This is a genomic window from Corynebacterium sp. HMSC034H07 (assembly GCF_001815175.1).
GTDB classification, from domain to species: domain Bacteria; phylum Actinomycetota; class Actinomycetes; order Mycobacteriales; family Mycobacteriaceae; genus Corynebacterium; species Corynebacterium hiratae.
This window is the reverse complement of the sequence record NZ_KV819499.1, coordinates 51,351-67,420: the sequence shown is the minus strand read 5'-3', so window position 1 is coordinate 67,420 and position 16,070 is coordinate 51,351. Positions and strand designations below refer to the sequence as shown.

General features: G+C 60.3%; 14 protein-coding genes. 9 read left to right on the top strand and 5 right to left on the bottom strand.

Annotated features, from left to right (window positions below; translation table 11 throughout):
• From HMPREF3009_RS02030 to HMPREF3009_RS02015, 4 genes are all read right to left on the bottom strand, one after another.
• A partial coding sequence (locus tag HMPREF3009_RS02030; RefSeq protein WP_232760876.1) for an MFS transporter occupies positions 1–1,175 on the bottom strand: 1,175 nt, incomplete at its 3' end.
• A gap of 2 nt (positions 1,176–1,177) precedes the next feature.
• Positions 1,178–1,624, bottom strand: a complete 447-nt coding sequence (locus HMPREF3009_RS02025) for a DUF2871 domain-containing protein (protein WP_070679675.1) — start codon at positions 1,622–1,624, stop codon at positions 1,178–1,180.
• Positions 1,625–1,786: 162 nt separating this feature from the next.
• Entirely contained in the window at positions 1,787–3,577 is a 1,791-nt protein-coding gene (locus tag HMPREF3009_RS02020; protein ID WP_070679672.1) for a DEAD/DEAH box helicase, read from the bottom strand.
• A gap of 102 nt (positions 3,578–3,679) precedes the next feature.
• Positions 3,680–3,931 (bottom strand): DUF3039 domain-containing protein, encoded by a 252-nt coding sequence (locus HMPREF3009_RS02015; RefSeq protein WP_046648196.1) that lies wholly within the window; start codon positions 3,929–3,931, stop codon positions 3,680–3,682.
• Positions 3,932–3,979: 48 nt separating this feature from the next.
• Here HMPREF3009_RS02015 and HMPREF3009_RS02010 point away from each other — a divergent pair, with 48 nt between their 5' ends.
• From HMPREF3009_RS02010 to galE, 6 genes are all read left to right on the top strand, one after another.
• Positions 3,980–4,441, top strand: coding sequence for a DUF3099 domain-containing protein (locus HMPREF3009_RS02010; protein WP_046648197.1), 462 nt, complete (start codon positions 3,980–3,982; stop codon positions 4,439–4,441).
• Positions 4,442–4,519: 78 nt separating this feature from the next.
• Entirely contained in the window at positions 4,520–6,061 is a 1,542-nt protein-coding gene (locus HMPREF3009_RS02005; protein WP_198531100.1) for a DUF7782 domain-containing protein, read from the top strand.
• Positions 6,062–6,147: 86 nt separating this feature from the next.
• Entirely contained in the window at positions 6,148–6,624 is a 477-nt protein-coding gene (gene dtd, locus HMPREF3009_RS02000; protein ID WP_070679666.1) for a D-aminoacyl-tRNA deacylase, read from the top strand.
• A 139-nt stretch (positions 6,625–6,763) separates the two neighbouring features.
• Positions 6,764–7,759: a sigma-70 family RNA polymerase sigma factor gene (locus HMPREF3009_RS01995; RefSeq protein ID WP_046648202.1), complete on the top strand. Its 996-nt coding sequence runs from the start codon at positions 6,764–6,766 to the stop codon at positions 7,757–7,759.
• 287 nt (positions 7,760–8,046) lie between these two features.
• Positions 8,047–8,727: a metal-dependent transcriptional regulator gene (locus HMPREF3009_RS01990; RefSeq protein WP_046648203.1), complete on the top strand. Its 681-nt coding sequence runs from the start codon at positions 8,047–8,049 to the stop codon at positions 8,725–8,727.
• 4 nt (positions 8,728–8,731) lie between these two features.
• Positions 8,732–9,715 carry a UDP-glucose 4-epimerase GalE gene (gene galE / locus HMPREF3009_RS01985; protein WP_070516899.1) on the top strand — a complete coding sequence of 328 codons (984 nt, stop codon included), beginning with the start codon at positions 8,732–8,734 and terminating at the stop codon, positions 9,713–9,715.
• Here galE and HMPREF3009_RS01980 read toward each other — a convergent pair.
• Positions 9,672–10,820 (bottom strand): DUF4192 domain-containing protein, encoded by a 1,149-nt coding sequence (locus tag HMPREF3009_RS01980; RefSeq protein WP_070679662.1) that lies wholly within the window; start codon positions 10,818–10,820, stop codon positions 9,672–9,674. The genes galE and HMPREF3009_RS01980 overlap by 44 nt on opposite strands.
• Before the next feature lie 335 nt (positions 10,821–11,155).
• Here HMPREF3009_RS01980 and HMPREF3009_RS01975 point away from each other — a divergent pair, with 335 nt between their 5' ends.
• From HMPREF3009_RS01975 to HMPREF3009_RS01965, 3 genes are all read left to right on the top strand, one after another.
• A complete protein-coding gene (locus HMPREF3009_RS01975; protein ID WP_070516895.1) occupies positions 11,156–12,175 on the top strand; it encodes a PAC2 family protein in 1,020 nt (339 codons plus the stop codon).
• Positions 12,176–12,277: 102 nt separating this feature from the next.
• Entirely contained in the window at positions 12,278–14,851 is a 2,574-nt protein-coding gene (locus tag HMPREF3009_RS01970; RefSeq protein ID WP_070516893.1) for a DEAD/DEAH box helicase, read from the top strand.
• 82 nt (positions 14,852–14,933) lie between these two features.
• Positions 14,934–16,058 (top strand): PTS sugar transporter subunit IIC, encoded by a 1,125-nt coding sequence (locus HMPREF3009_RS01965; RefSeq protein ID WP_070516891.1) that lies wholly within the window; start codon positions 14,934–14,936, stop codon positions 16,056–16,058.
• The last annotated feature ends 12 nt before the right edge of the window (positions 16,059–16,070 follow it).

Sequence of the window (16,070 nt, the reverse complement as noted above, 5' to 3'; positions counted from 1 at the left end):
AGCGCGATGAGCCATCCGCTGGTGTCGGGACCGAGAATTAACGCGAGTATAAGAGCTCCGACGACCTCGAGGCTCAGGCCGATGAGTACGGTGCCAGGGGCGCCGAAGCGCCCAGCGACGTGGCGTGCGGCTGCACCTGAAATGAAGGCTCCGACGGCCATCGCCGCGAGCACAAGGCCGGCAGACATTACGCTTAAGCCCAACGCATTAATGAGATATAACGGCAAGACGAAGATGATGGCGAACTCCCCGATGGCTACCGCACCGGCGGTGGTATTTCCCCACGAGAACGTCGGATAGGAAAATAGCCCCAAGTCCAAGAGTGCGGAGCGCTGAACCTTTTCGCGGTGCTTCTCCCAACGGATGAACAGCGCAAAACCAACCGCGGCGATGAGCAGCGCCACCGGCACAGCGGATACCGGCGCGGTGGTAGGCCACGTCCAACCGAACACAGTCAGCTCCGCTTGCGGTGTCCACCAGCCAAGGCTGGGCCCCTCGATGACAGCGAAAACAAGGGCCCCAAAGGCAATCGCGCTCAACTGTGCGCCGTCGACGTCGACTCCAGGGCGAGTCTCTGGGCTGCGGGTTTCCCGGACGGTAAGGACAGCTCCACCGGCCACGATAAGGCCGATGGGGACGTTGACCAGAAAGATCCAGTGCCAGGACACCCACTGAGTAAGCGCGCCGCCGGCTAGAGGGCCTACGGCAGCAGCGCCTGAGATGACGGCGCCCCACACGCCGAATGCGGCTGCACGATACTTCCCGCGGAATACGGCGTTCACGGTGGACAGGGTGGAGGGCATGATAAAAGCCGCGCCTACTGCCTGCACGGCACGTGCCGAGATGAGAATTCCCGCTGTTTCGGAGAAACCAGCCCACACGCTGCCTGCTACGAATACGGCGAGGCCGAGAAGGAAAGCTCGTTTGCGGCCCCAACTATCCGCGATCTTTCCGGTTGATAGCAACAGCGCGGCAAGCACTACCGCGTAGAGGCTGTTGACCCACTGTGCCTGGGTGATATCCAGGTTGAGGTCCGTGATGATGGCGGGCAATGCCACGCCGACGATGGTGCCGTCGAGGACGATGAGGCCCAGACCTACCGATAAAACCGCAAGGCTAATCCAGTCACGGCGGGTCGGCGCCACCGTGCTGGATTCTGTTGTAGCCGCGGGCATAGCTAGGCGCTCACAGAAGTTGCGGCGGCAGGGTTAGCGGACTCGTTCAATGCGCGGCCAAGTGCGACGAGGAAGAGTGCCAGACCCACCGTGATGAAGATGTGTCCGAGGCCGGCGATTCCGGCGATCATCGCGGTCGATTCCTCCCCCAGCACAGTTAAGCTACCGTGCCAGATGAGCATTCCAACGGTAAGCACAACGCCAATGTTGTAGAACCAGAAGAAGGAGTTAAAAAGCTTCGTGTTGCGGGACACGGCGAAGACCTTGTCCACCACAAGGAAGATGAGGAACATCATGAATCCCAGCGCTAAAAGGTGGGTATGGGCCACGCCCAGCTGGGTGAACTGCCCCTCCGGGAAATCGTTCGCGCGCGTGAACTCGCGGTAGAACACGCCGGCGCTCAACCCCATGACAAGGTAGAAGATGGCTGCTCTATAGAGGGACTGCATTGTGTGTTCCTTCCTAGCCACGCTGCTGTGGCGATTGCGTCGAGGATGGTGATTGGCCTTTAGACCATCTGCTATCCATCCTGCTTCGCGCTCACAGCGTTTCCATCGCGTAGCCGGTTGAGTTTCTCATCAACCAACTAGTTGATAGCGTGGCCGCGCCGGCTACCACTTGCGCAGGTAATCGATGCGCTCCCGCAGCTGCTCGGCGTCGCACAACGCAGTCGGCGGGCCACCGCAGGCCTTGCGCGCTTCGGTGTGGATGGCTCCATGCGGGCGCCCGGTGCGTTGGGCGGTAATAGACACCACCGTGTTGAGTTCTTTGCGCAGCGCGGAAATCTCATCCACCACACCTGGCTGGGAACCAGCACCGCTTGCCGACGCCTCTGCCCCACGCTTGGGTGCATGTGGGGTGCCGTAGAGCTTGCGGCGTTGTTCCTCTGCTGCTTCCGCAGCCCGGCGCGCCTTCTCTTCTGCCTCGCGGCGGTCCAACTCTTCGGACTGCTTTTTGCGCAGGAGGTCCTTGACCTGGTCGGCGTCGAGAAGCCCGGGAATTCCAAGGAAGTCTTCCTCTTCGTCCGTGATATTGCCCGTCGTGAACTGCGAGCCGTTATAAAGCAGCCCGGAAAACTCTGCCTCCGCTCCGAGGGACTCGTAGGAAGGCTCGAGCATATCGGGCTCGGTCTTCTTCTGGTTAGCGTCCTCCAGAAGCTCGTCGTCCCAGCCTTCCTTGTCGGGGTTCTTCTCCCCTCCCAGGACGTGGTCGCGCTGCTTTTCCATGTTCTCGGCAAGGCCCAAGAGCACCGGCACGGAGGGCAGGAAGACGGAGGCCGTCTCGCCGGGCATGCGGGAGCGCACGAAACGCCCGATGGCCTGAGCGAAAAACAGCGGGGTCGAGGCAGAGGTGGCGTACACGCCCACGGCGAGGCGGGGAACGTCGACGCCCTCCGACACCATGCGCACGGCCACCATCCACTCGTCGGTGGATTCAGAGAACTCCGCAATGCGCGCGGAGGAGCCTGGATCATCGGAGAGGATGACGGAGACGGGAGTATTGGAGATCTGCTTGAGGATCTTGGCGTAGGCGCGCGCGGTTGTCGTGTCGGTAGCAAGTACCAGACCGCCGGCATCCGGCATGTTGCGGCGCATCTGCATCAGCCGCGTGTGCGCCGCCTGCAAGACGGTGGGGATCCACTCGCCCTTCGGGTCGAGGGCCGTGCGCCAGGCGCGGGCGGTCTGCTCCGGATTGAGAATATCGCCGAGACGGGCCGCATGTTCCTCACCGGCGCTGTCGCGCCAGCGGGATTCGCCGGAGTAGCTGAGGAAGACCACGGGGCGCACGACACCGTCGGCAAGCGCATCGCCATAGCCATACGTGTGATCAGAGCGGGATACGAGGTGGCCTTCCCCGTCCTCCTCATAGCGCACGAAGGGGATCTGCGAGTCATCGGAGCGGAAGGGCGTACCAGTCAGTGCGAGGCGGTGCTCCGCATCATCATAGGCTTCCCGCACGCCATCGCCCCAGCTCTTGGCATCTCCGGCGTGGTGAATCTCATCAAGGATCACCAGGGTGCGCCGCGCTGAGGCAACCGCGCGGTGCTTGTACGGGTGCATGCCCACCTGCGCATAGGTCACCACGACACCGTCCATCGCGGGGTTGACTCCCGAGGAGTTTGTGAACTTGGGGTCAAGCGCTAGCCCTACGCGGGAGGCGGATTCCGACCACTGCACTTTGAGGTGCTCGGTGGGCACCACCACGATGACGCGCTCTACGGTGCGGTCCGCCATGAGCTCTGTGGCTACCCGCAGGGCGAAGGTGGTCTTACCTGCGCCTGGCGTTGCCACCGCCATGAAATCCTTCGGCTTGGTGGCTAGGAACTTATCCAAAGCCGCGCGTTGCCATACGCGCAGCGAACCGTTATTGGCAAATCTCTGTGCTGGAGTCTGAGTAGACACGGTCAGCGACTTTCCCCCTCTAGTTATCCCAACATCCCGCTCTTGTGAAGTTTTTCGTACGCTTCGGTTTACGCCGACGCAGGTTGAGCGTCGACGTCAGACTTAACGGCGGCGCAAGCTCTTATATATGCGCTCGCAGTCTGGGCACACGGGTGAGCCGGGCTTCGCTTGCTTGGTCACCGGGAAGGTCTCTCCACACAGGGCAACGACGTACTTGCCGTTGACCGCGGAATCGAGGATCTGGTTCTTCTTCACATAGTGGAAGAACTTCGGGGTGTCGTCGTTGGTCGACGTATCCTCGCGGACATCAGGGCGTTCAATAGTCTTAGTCGTCGTACTCACGCCCCCTATCATGCCGCATCGGTATCGAAGTTGGCGAGTCCTGCAGCTACGCTAGTAGGCATGACCCCTTCGAACTCGCGCGATAACCCCCGCCATACCCCACGTTCAGGGCAGCGGCGCGGGCGCCGATTCGGCCGCGAGACGCACCTCATCACGACTGCCAAGCTCGCCCCCGGTCAAGACCGGCATCGCCGCGAGATCATCTACTCAATACTGCAGTTTTTGCGCGTTCCATCCCTCCTGATAGCCGGGGCCATGGTTTATGTTTGGCAGTGGTGGATCCCCGCTGCCCTCGTCGTGGCCGTCACCTTCCCACTGCCCTGGATCGCTGTGGTCATTGGCAATGGTCGGGGTCAAAAGAAAGACAAGCGCGAGAAGGCTGTTTATAAGCCCGCTATGGCCCGGCAAATGGCGCAGGCCCAGCGCGAGCAACTGACAAGCCGGTCCCATGGAGCGCTTCCCGGCGCGCCGTCATCACACGACGATACGGCGAAGCAAAACACCATCGACCACGAAGACTAGACGTTTACCGTTTACCTCCCGAAGCAATGTAAGGACACTTTTGTGAGCACACAACAGCCTTCTCCTTTTGGCCCGGAGATGAACCCAGAGCACCCCGTCGCGGATGTCGCGGCCGACCTCGCCCGTGTCTTTGCTGACGCGGGATTCACCGCGGACGGCATCGCGGGACACTTAGGGCCGGAGTACACCGAAGCCCTACATCGCGGGGAGCCCGAGGCCGTGGCGCTGGGTGCTAGCGGCGACTCCCGTCTCGACCGCCTCATCCGCATCTTTGTGTTGCACGAGCACGTGCCGGCCACGCTGCTTTCCGACGTCCTCGGTGCCCGCCTAGCCACCCAATTGCTTGACAGCGGTGTCGCGCTTACCGACGATCACGGCACTGTCTACGTGGCATACGACATTCGGCCGCACGTCATCGTGGGCAAGAATCGCGTGGTGTTTTCCGATGTTGATGCTTCCCTCGTGGACCACGTTCCTGGTCCCGAGCACGTCTTGGGTGTCGGCTCTGCCAGCCTTTCCCTACTTCATTCGACTCCCACTACTCCGGTGTCATCGGTGCTGGATCTGGGCACAGGCTCTGGCGTGCAGGTCCTGGGGCAGCTGGATTCTGCAGAGCGCATCGTCGCTACTGATGTCCATGAGCGAGCCCTCGAGCTCGCCCGCGCTACCGTTGCTGCAGCGGACGCAAAGGAACGGGTCGAACTGCGCCAGGGTTCGTGGTTCGAGCCGGTACAACACGAGCGCTTCGACCGCATCGTGGCCAATCCTCCATTCGTGGTGGGCCTTCCTGAGGTCGGCCATGTGTACCGAGATTCCGGCCTCAACCTCGATGGCGCTAGTGAGCTCGTGGTGTCCCAGGCCGTGGAACACCTCACCCCTGGAGGAACCGCGCACGTGCTCGCCGCGTGGGTCCATCAAGGCGAGGAGTCCTGGCAACAGCGGGTTGCCTCGTGGTTGCCGGACACCGGCGTAGCCGCATGGATCATTCAACGCGACGTGGCAGATCCTGCCCTATATGTGTCCACCTGGTTAAGCGATGAGTCCGTGGATGTTCGTAGCCCTGAGGGAAGGGAGCGTTCGCGCCGTTGGCTCAAACACTTCCGCGACCATGAGGTCACCGGCATTGGGTTTGGTTTCGTAGCCATCCAGCGGATTGGGGACGACGAGCCCTCGGACATTCTGGCGGAGACAATGTCACAGCCGGTCATCGATCCGCTCGGGCCCGAGGTGGAAGAATACTTTGCGCGCGTCGAGTGGCTGCGCGCTTTGGTGCCAGGTGAGCTGGAGACCAAGCACGTTCAGCTGCGCCCCAGTGTTGCTCGGGAGGACGTGGCCCTGCCAGATGCTGAGCTTGGCATGGGCTTTGAGCGCGCAGCGCTCCGATTGAGCCGGACCGACGGTCCGCGCTGGCAGCATGATGTCGACGAGCACCTCGCGGCTATCGTCGCTGGGCTTAATCCGCATGGGTTGAGCATCGGCGAAACCATCGAGCTTTACGCCGCCGCACAAGGCTTTGATGAGACCGCACTGGTGAGTGCTGCGCTTCCTGCCATCGTGGATCTCATCCGCCATGGTCTGCTGATCCCCACGGAGCTGCTAGCTTTTAGCAACACCGAGTAGACCAAGTAGTTCGCGTTAGCTGTATCCTCATCAGCCTCCTTGCGTACTGAAAACTTCTCCACAAGAAAGGTTGTGTATCCCCGTCCATGCGTGCTGTTCTCACCCGCGTTTCTGAAGCTTCCGTTACGGTAGAAGGCGACGTTGCCGGTTCCATCAGCTGTCCCGACACCGGCGGCATCCTAGCGCTCATTGGTGTCTCTCGTGACGATGTCACAGCAGGCGCCGAAGCTGGTCCTGCCGACGGGCGATCCTTGGAGGAGCGGATGGACACGATGGCACGCAAGATCGCCGAGCTGCGCATTCTCGAGGGCGAAACCAGCGTGGTTGACAGTGGAGCTCCAGTGCTAGTGGTAAGCCAGTTCACTCTCTACGGGCGAACGGCGAAGGGCCGCCGGCCATCGTGGTCAGATGCCGCACCCGGAGACGCGGCGGAACCGGTGATCCAAGGGGTTGTCGCTCGCCTGCGGGAGCGCGGGATCACCGTGGAGGAAGGTCGCTTCGGAGCCATGATGCAGGTCTCCTCCGTCAATGAGGGGCCGTTTACCGTGCTCGTTGAGGTGTAGCCTCGGCGCGCCTCCCCCAAAATGGCCTAAAACCCACCTCGCAGACCGGGATGCGTGAACATTTTTCAAACGGTGGGAACTATCTTCGCCGAAGGTCCGTTGTAGGAGATGAACCAAGCCGCAACTTAGGAGGCATGAGATGGCCACATCATCCGCTGCTAGCGTCCAGGACGAGGACGGACAGGAAGTTGACCGCGGCTCACGCCGTAACCAGACTAATGACAATCCCTCCGCGGACTTGGTCCGCGTTTACCTCAACGGAATCGGCAAGACTGCGTTGTTGAGCGCCGAAGACGAGGTTGAGCTTGCACAGGCAATCGAGGTGGGCCTGTACGCCGAGTACAAGCTCGCCAATGCCGAGAAGCTGACCCGCGCCGAGAAGCGCGACCTCAAGATTCTTGCCCGCGAAGGCAAGAAGGCACGCTCCCACCTCCTCGAGGCTAACCTGCGCCTCGTGGTCTCCTTGGCTAAGCGTTATACCGGCCGCGGCATGCCGCTGCTGGACCTCATCCAGGAAGGAAACTTGGGCCTGATTCGTGCGATGGAGAAGTTTGACTATGCCAAGGGCTTCAAGTTCTCCACGTACGCCACGTGGTGGATCCGCCAGGCCATTACCCGCGGCATGGCTGACCAGTCCCGCACCATCCGCCTCCCGGTGCACCTGGTAGAGCAGGTCAATAAGCTTTCCCGCATCAAGCGCGAGATGTATCAGTCCCTGGGCCGCGAGGCTACGAATGAGGAGCTGGCCGAGGAATCCGGCATCGAAGAGTCCAAGATCGAAATGCTGCTGCGCCAGTCTCGCGATCCCGTCTCCCTGGATATGCCTGTGGGCACCGATGAAGAAGCACCGTTGGGTGACTTCATTGAGGATGCCGAGGCAACCGATGCGGAAACCGCCGTGGTGGCATCCATGCGCCACTCTGATATCCGCTCCGTCATCGGCTCCCTCGAGGAGCGTGAGCAGGATGTCATCCGCCTGCGCTATGGCTTGGACGACGGTGTTCCGCGCACCCTCGATCAGATTGGACGCAAGTTCGGTCTCTCCCGCGAGCGTGTTCGCCAGATTGAGCGCGAGGTCATGGCCAAGCTGCGGGAGGGCAACCGCGCCGATCGTCTCCGCGAATACGCGCTTTAAGTTCTGTTTCATAGCTTGGCGCTAGCCATCGAGGTTCATCCCTCCTGCCCACCTAAATTGTTGGCTGGGCTCGGGGAGGTCGATGCTCGGTGGCTTTCGTCATTTCTCGAGGGCCGTGAATCTCTTTGTCCATATCTTCCTATTCACCCCGCGCAGCGTGCAGCGCTGCGTGCGCTAAGCCCTGAAAAAATACGCTATTGTTTAAGATATTCTCTTAATACACTCCTATTACCGCGCCTAAACCTATGTGGCTACGGACCGCCGACAACGCAGAAAGGTAAGCCCACGTGAGGGATCTAGTTGACACCACGGAAATGTATCTGCGAACCATTTATGAGCTCGAAGAGGAAGGAATTACCCCACTGCGTGCTCGCATTGCAGAGCGCCTAGAGCAATCTGGGCCGACTGTGTCCCAGACTGTGGCTCGCATGGAGCGCGATGGCCTGCTCCACGTGCGCACGGACCGCAGCCTCGACCTCACCCAGCAAGGTCGCGAACTGGCCACCAATGTCATGCGCAAGCACCGCCTCGCTGAGCGCTTGCTCACGGACGTCCTGGGCCTCGATATTCACAAGGTTCATGATGAGGCCTGCCGTTGGGAGCACGTCATGAGCGAAGAGGTAGAGAAGCGAGTCATAGCCGTTCTTGAGGATTCTTCCCGCTCCCCCTTCGGCAACCCCATCCCAGGTTTGGCGCAGCTTGGCATGACCCCCGCGGAACTCGACCTGGGGACTCGCGCCATCGATCTTCCCACCGGGCAAAAGACTGCAGCCACCATCGTCCAGATCAACGAGGTTTTGCAGGCGGATAACTCGACTTTCCACGAGCTTTACTCGTGCGGTATTCAGGTTGGTTCGAAGGTTACCGTGGTCAATGAAAGCGGAACGATTACGCTGACCACGGAGTCGGGCCACACCGTCGAGCTTGTCGACGACCTCGCGCACGCTATCCGAGTCAAGGAGGACTAAGGCGATGAAGCTACTTGTTACTGGCGGTGCCGGCTATGTCGGCAGCGTGTGCGCGGCCGTCCTCGTGGAGAAGGGGCACGACGTCACCATCATCGATAACTTTTCCACCGGCAACCGCGAAGCTATCCCAGAGCAGGCCCGCCTCGTCGAGGGTGACGTGGCCGATGTCGCTCGTGAAGTGCTATCTGAAGGAGGCTTCGACGGCGTTGTGCATTTTGCCGCTCGCTCCCTCGTTGGCGAATCCGTTGAGGCTCCGGCTGACTATTGGCAGCACAATGTCGTCACGACGCTGCAGTTGCTCAACGCCATGCGCGAATTCGGAGTCACCAATCTTGTGTTTTCTTCGACCGCGGCAACGTACGGCGAGCCTGCACAGGTTCCGATCACAGAGACGATGCCTACGAAGCCGACGAATCCTTATGGCGCATCCAAGCTCGCAATCGACTACATGATCACCTCATATGCCCAGGCCTACGGCTTGGGGGCGACGTCGTTGCGCTACTTTAACGTCGCCGGTGCCTACGGCAGCATTGGCGAGAACCGCGAGGTGGAAACCCACCTCATTCCGCTTGTATTGCAGGTAGCACTTGGCCATCGCGACAAGATCTTCATTTTCGGCGATGACTACGACACTGCCGACGGCACCGCCGTCCGCGATTACATCCACATCCGTGACCTGGCCGACGCTCATGTGCTCGCGCTTGAAAGCAACGCTGCGGGTACACACCGCATCTATAACCTCGGCTCCGGAGACGGTTACTCTGTCAAGCAGGTCATTGAGGCCTGCCGCGAAGTCACCGGACACCCCATCCCCGCTGAGCTGGCGCCCCGCCGCGCAGGAGATCCCGCAACCCTCGTGGCCTCCTCGGACAAGATTAAGTCCGAGCTCGGATGGGATCCGAGCCGCACCGACTTGACCACCATCGTGACGGATGCGTGGAACTTTACCCAGCAGCTCGGCGAGCGGGCGCACTCCGCTCAGCGTTAGCATCACCCTCCTGGGCCGCATCCCCTACCGCGTTGTCAAAAGCTTTGCGCGCGCCCGTGTGGATCGAAGCGCGTATCTTTTCGTGCAACCCGTGGCGATAAGCCTGGCACAACAACGATCCTAAGCGGTGACTAGGGAACTCTTCCGTGACGAGCTGCAGTGCCGGTCCAGCCAGGATGTCCCACTCCTGTTCCATGTGTGCCAGGGCAAACAGGGTCAGAGCATTCGCCCGTAATTCTTCGCCGAATGTGCGTGCTGCTGCTAGGAGAAGGTACGCACCGGTTTCGCCAGCCTCCGCACAGATGCCCACCACGAGGTCGCGCGTCCACGTCGTCGACAGCCACACGGCGCATGATGCCAACAGCTCTACATCTTCTTCGGCTTCCTCCACAGACGCCACCTGGTGAAGCGCCCACTGAGCATCATCCACAAAGTGCTCAAGGAGTTCCTTGCGCTTCTTCCCTTTCGCCGCGGCCACCTGGGCGCGAAACTGAGTCGCGGTATCGCGTGCTTGCCGGCTCAGGGCTTCTGCTTCGGCAGAATCCAGGTGTGGGTTTCCCGGCGCGAAAATGGCAAAGAATTCTTCCCTATTGAGCTCTGGAACAACATTGTGATTGACGCAGGAGCGCATCGAGGAGGCGTCGGTAAGCGCCGGTATAGTGCCTTCTACCCACTTTTTCATCGGCCCGCTCCCATCTGCGTTGACGGTTCCGTGCAACAGAACGTAGGGCTCATGTTTGGTGATTTCCTTGGCGTACCAGGCCGCGTCAATCTCCAACCCGTCACAGGAACGATCCAGGCCGTAGAGCCAGTGGGTCACCTCCCGTAATTCAGTAAGCGGGCGCTGCGAAATGAGGAAGGCGAAGACGCCTTCGCGGGCATTCTCTGCCAGCATCGCCGCGATGTCTGGCAGGGCTCCGGCGGCATCGGGGATATCGACGCGGGCGAGCGGACCCATGGCCGGGCCGCGCGGGGGGGGGTCAATGGCCATGAATACCACCGATTCGGTGGGATAGAAGCCAAGGAGTCCGGGGATGTTAGCAAGGAGATGACCAGGTGTCGTAATCGGTGGGGTGTTATCTGTGTGCGTTGAGAATGTGCTCATACTTGTACCCTGAACCAGGGCTGCCACAGGACGCTAGGGGGATCACGCCACACACGGAGAATCTGTGGATAACTAGTCCGGACTGGTCTGCAATCCGAGGGAAAGAGCCAAGTTATTCACACCCACCAACTCGACATGCTGGCACAACGGATGGCCATGTGGCATGCTTGAACGATCATCACCAGTGCCCATGATCAATCCCAGCTCGGCTTGGCAAGGAACGCACAATCGCAGCTGGGAATAGGTAGTAGCCCTACAGCGTTGCACGGCACAGAACGCTGATTAAGTCCGTACGCTTCTAAAGAAGCGCACGGATAGAAGGAGGAGTCACAATCATGCAGGAAGAACAGGGCCGCATGTATGAGCTGGAGTATCCCGCACCAGTGGTCAAGGACGATTCCGCCCCAGACAATGGCCCTACGATGATCGTGGCCATGAATGGCTATGCCGATGCGGGCCAGGCCGTCGAAGCCAGTGCTGATCACCTCAAGGCCGCGTTAGAGAACCGCCAGCTGGCTTCGTTTAATAATGACGAGCTTATTGACTACCGCTCTCGCCGCCCCGCCGTCACCATTGACCACGACCGCACGGTAGAGATTGAAAACACCGATCTGGGCATCAAGGTGCTGCGGGATAACTCCGGCACACCTTTCCTGCTGCTTTCTGGACCGGAACCGGACTTGCGCTGGGAAGCATTTACGGACGCGGTGGTGAACTTGGTAGAAAAGTTCGATATCAAGAACACCATCATGCTGTACTCGGCCCCTATGCCGGTGCCGCACACCCGCCCCACCGTGGTCACGGCGCACGGCAATGAGCCAGAGCTCCTAAACTCCATGGTGCGCATGGAATCCACCATGATGGTCCCCGGCGCCGCCGCCCTGTATATCGAGCGAGCCTTGGATAAGAAGGGCCGTCGCGTTGCTGGATACACCGCTCATGTTCCGCACTACCTTGCGGCGTCCCCTTACCCGGCCGCCACGCTACGGCTGCTGGATTCGGTCGCCACGGCAGCTGACCTCAACATTCCGCTGGGCAGCCTGGAAGCGGACGTTGCTCGCATCAACCAGCAGTTGGAGGAGCAGGTTACCGATTCTGAGGAGATCGCTGGCGTCGTGCGCCAGTTGGAAGAGCAGTACGATGCCTACATGGAGCGCTACCGCTCCCGCCACCCGCAGGCCATCATGCCAGGTGAGGAGCACATGCCCACCGGCGAGGAGATCGGTGCGGACTTTGAGGCCTTTCTTGCTGGCCTCGATGACAGCTCGGACATTCTGTCCGAAGATATCGATGACCGCGAAGACAACTACGGCCGCGATGAAGGCCCCGGCTTAGACATGGATGACGACGTCTAAGCATGTCTTGCCCCGGCTGTACGGCAACTGGCAAGGCGGTGAAGTTGGGGCGCAGGGCCGACGCGCTCTGCTCTATAGAGCTTTTCGCCTAAGGTGGGACGGGTGAACCTTTCTCAGATGTTGCCCGATCTCGCCGAAGTCCCCGAGTCGATGGTTGATGAGGCCATCTGGGACACATTTTTGTCTTGGACTTCCGGCCGCGGTATCTCGCTTTACCCGGCGCAGGAAGAGGCCTCCCTTGGCGTTCTCGCCGGGGATAACGTCATCTTGGCCACCCCCACCGGTTCTGGTAAGTCCATGGTGGCCAACGCCGCCCACTTTATTGCATTAGCCCGCGGCCAGCGCAGCTTCTACACCGCTCCCATCAAGGCCTTGGTGAGCGAAAAGTTCTTCGCTCTCTGCGAGATTTTCGGCCCCGAGAACGTCGGCATGATGACCGGCGATGCCACGGTCAATGGCTCCGCCCCGATTATCGCCGCCACCGCTGAGATCGTGGCCAATATTGCGCTACGCGATGGCGCGGAAGCCGCCATCGATCAAGTGATCATGGACGAGTTCCACTACTACTCCGAGCCCGATCGCGGCTGGGCCTGGCAGGTACCGCTCCTGGAGCTACCGAAGGCCCAGTTCCTGCTCATGTCCGCCACCCTGGGTGATACCGCCTGGCTGGAGAAGGATTTGACGGAGCGTACCGGCCGCACGACGACTCTGGTAGCGGGAACAACTCGCCCAGTGCCCCTCGACTTCTCTTATGTCTTTTCCGCGGTCCACGAAACAATCGAAGAATTGCTCGCCGATGGCAAGGCGCCCATCTACGTCGTCCACTTCTCCCAACGCGAAGCCTCAGAGCGTGCGCAGGCGCTCACTTCGTTGTCGAAGATCATCACTGCCGAGGAGAAGGAGGCCATTGCCGCGGAGCTCGCGGGCTTCCGCTTCACCACGACGTTTGGCAAAGACCTCTCTAAGCTTCTGCGTAAGGGAATCGGTGTCCACCACGCTGGCATGCTGCCGAAGTACCGGCGCTTGGTTGAGCGCCTGGCTCAGAAGGGCCTTCTCAAGATTATTTGCGGCACCGATACTTTGGGGGTGGGCATCAACGTCCCCATCCGCACAGTGCTGATGACGGGTTTGGCCAAGTACGACGGGACCCGCCAACGCATTCTAAAATCCCGTGAGTTTCACCAGATTGCCGGGCGCGCGGGACGCGCGGGTTATGACACGGAAGGCACCGTCGTCGTGCAGGCGCCGGAGTATGAGATTGAGAACGCCAAGGCGCGGCGCCGTGTGGGCGATGACCCAGCAAGGCTCAAGAAGCTGAAGAAGAAGTCCGCGCGCGACGGTGAAGTGTCATGGTCGGAACAGACGTACGCACGGCTTATCGACGCCGAACCGGAGCAACTGACCTCCCAGTTCCGAGTGTCCAATTCCTTGTTGCTCAACGTACTTGCGCGCCATGGCAACGGTTATGAGCATCTCAAGCACCTGCTCCGCACGAGCCATAACACGCGTGCCCGCCAGAACGAGGACATCCTCACAGCGTTGAGTCTGTTCCGTGGCCTCCTTAATTCGGGCGTGGTGCAAAAGTCTACGAAGGGACTCGACATCTACGGCCGCCCCTACCACGTGGTGCGTGAGATGCCGCGCGATTTCGCCCTCAACCAGCCTTTAGGGCCCTTCGCGCTGGCGGCGCTCACCTTGCTGGATCCCGAGTCCGAATCCTATGCCCTCGATGTCATCTCTGTCTTTGAATCGGTGCTGGATGATCCACGCCAGGTGCTCATTGCCCAACAGAAGCAGCGGCGCGGTGAGGAAATCGCGGCGCTCAAAGCTGAGGGCGTGGACTATACCGAGCGCATGGCCATCGTGGAAGACATCACGTGGCCAAAGCCCCTAGAAGAGCTCCTCGAACAATCCTATGAGACCTTCTGCCAGACCAACCCATGGGCCAAAGAGTTCGAGCTGCGGCCTAAGTCGGTGGTGCGCGACATGCTGGAGAGCGCCATGACTTTTTCCGATCTCGTCGCCACCTACGGTCTTGCCCGCTCGGAAGGCGTCATTTTGCGCTACCTCACCGATGCGTGGCGTACTCTCAAGCAGTCCATCCCCGCGGAATTCCTCACAGAGGAACTCGAGGACATCATCGTCTGGCTCGGAGAGCTTATCCGCCAAGTCGATTCTTCGCTTGTCGACGAGTGGGCTGAGATGGCTGGCGAGGACTCCCCCATTTCCCAGGAGGATTTGGACCGCGAGTTGGCCTTCGGAGTCGAGGATCCCACCGCCTTGACCGCTAATCAGCGGGCTTTCAGCATCATGGTGCGCAATTACTTCTTCCGCCTTGCACAGCTCTTTGCGTTGGAGAAGGAAGAGCGCTTGGCAGACCTGTTGGACTACTTAGAGGAGATTCCTGACTTTGGCCGTGCCCTCGATGACTACTTCGATGACTACGATGACATCGACACTGGGCCAGCGGCTAGGGGGCAGGAATACTTTGTCTTAGACAAGGGCGACACGGGCTCGGGCGCTCGTGGCGTTGGCGGCTCGCGGTCGTGGACCGTGCGTCAGATTCTTAAGGACCCAGAGGGCGATAACTCCTATCAGCTCGTTGGCACCGTAGATCTCGATGCCTCCGATGAAGCCGGGGAAGTACGGCTATCTGAGCTGAGCGTGGAGTACTAGGGCGCATAAGCAGGGAATATTAATACCCCCTTGCCTGCATTAATATTTTCTACCCATCGCATATTATGCGTATGATTGAGGGATGACCACGCCACAGCAGATAGACGAACGCAAGCTTTCCCCTATCCCACACGCCAGCGCTGCCCCCGCGGCCGAGCGCCTCACACCCGGTTCCTTCACCATGAAGGTCCTCAACGGCATCTCCATCGCCGTCGTGGTGTCACTGGTTCCGCAAGCCCTACTGGGCGAACTGGCCAAGGCACTGCTGCCCTTCTGGTCTGGTGCCGCCACCGTCATGGCCCTCACCGGTTTGGCCGCTAGCCTTTTGCCCGTCATGATCGGCGTCCTCATCGGCATCGAATTCAAGATGACTCCCATCCAAACCGCCGCGGTGGGTATTGCCTCCTTCTGCGGCTCCGGCGTGGCCACAGTGAATCCCGAGGGTGGCTTCTTCCTCAAAGGCACTGGCCTTGTGATCAACTCAGGACTTACCGCAGCCATCGCGGTGGGACTGCTTCTTTTTATCGGTGACAAGCTCAAGAACTACTCAATCTTACTGCTCTCCACCATTGTGACTCTGGTCGCGGGCACGATTGGATGGGTAGTCACTTTCCCCGTTGTTAAGGTCTTCACCCTGTGGTTGGGCAACTTGGTCAACGGCGCAACCACCTTGCAGCCAGTCCTCATGGGCGTGGTCCTCGCTATTCTTTTTGCCGTCATGATCGTCTCCCCAGTCTCCACCGTTGGCATTGCCACTGCCATCTTCATTGACGGCGTTGCCTCCGGTACCGCCAACCTGGGCGCCGTGGCCGCCGGATTTACCCTCCTGGTTGCTGGTTGGCGCGTCAACGGCTTCGCCACCTCCATCCTGCACGTCCTCGGTTCCCCCAAGGTGCAGATGGCCAATATGCTGTCCAAACCAGTGACCTTCCTCCCGGTAATTTGTTCCGCGGCCGTCTTGGGCGGCGTCGGCGGCGCCCTAGGGATTTCCGGTACCCCGATTTCCGCTGGCTTCGGCATCTCCGGCCTCATGGGCCCCTTGGCCGCCCTCAACTACGAAGGCTGGGGCTGGAGCGCTGGCAACGTAATGATCATCACCTTTGTATACCTCGTCCTGCCACTCGCCCTTGCGCTGCTCTTTTGCTGGCTCTTCGAGAAGGTCCTGCATCTCACCAAATCTGAATACTTTTCTCTCGATTTCAAGTAGTGGCATGGGGAG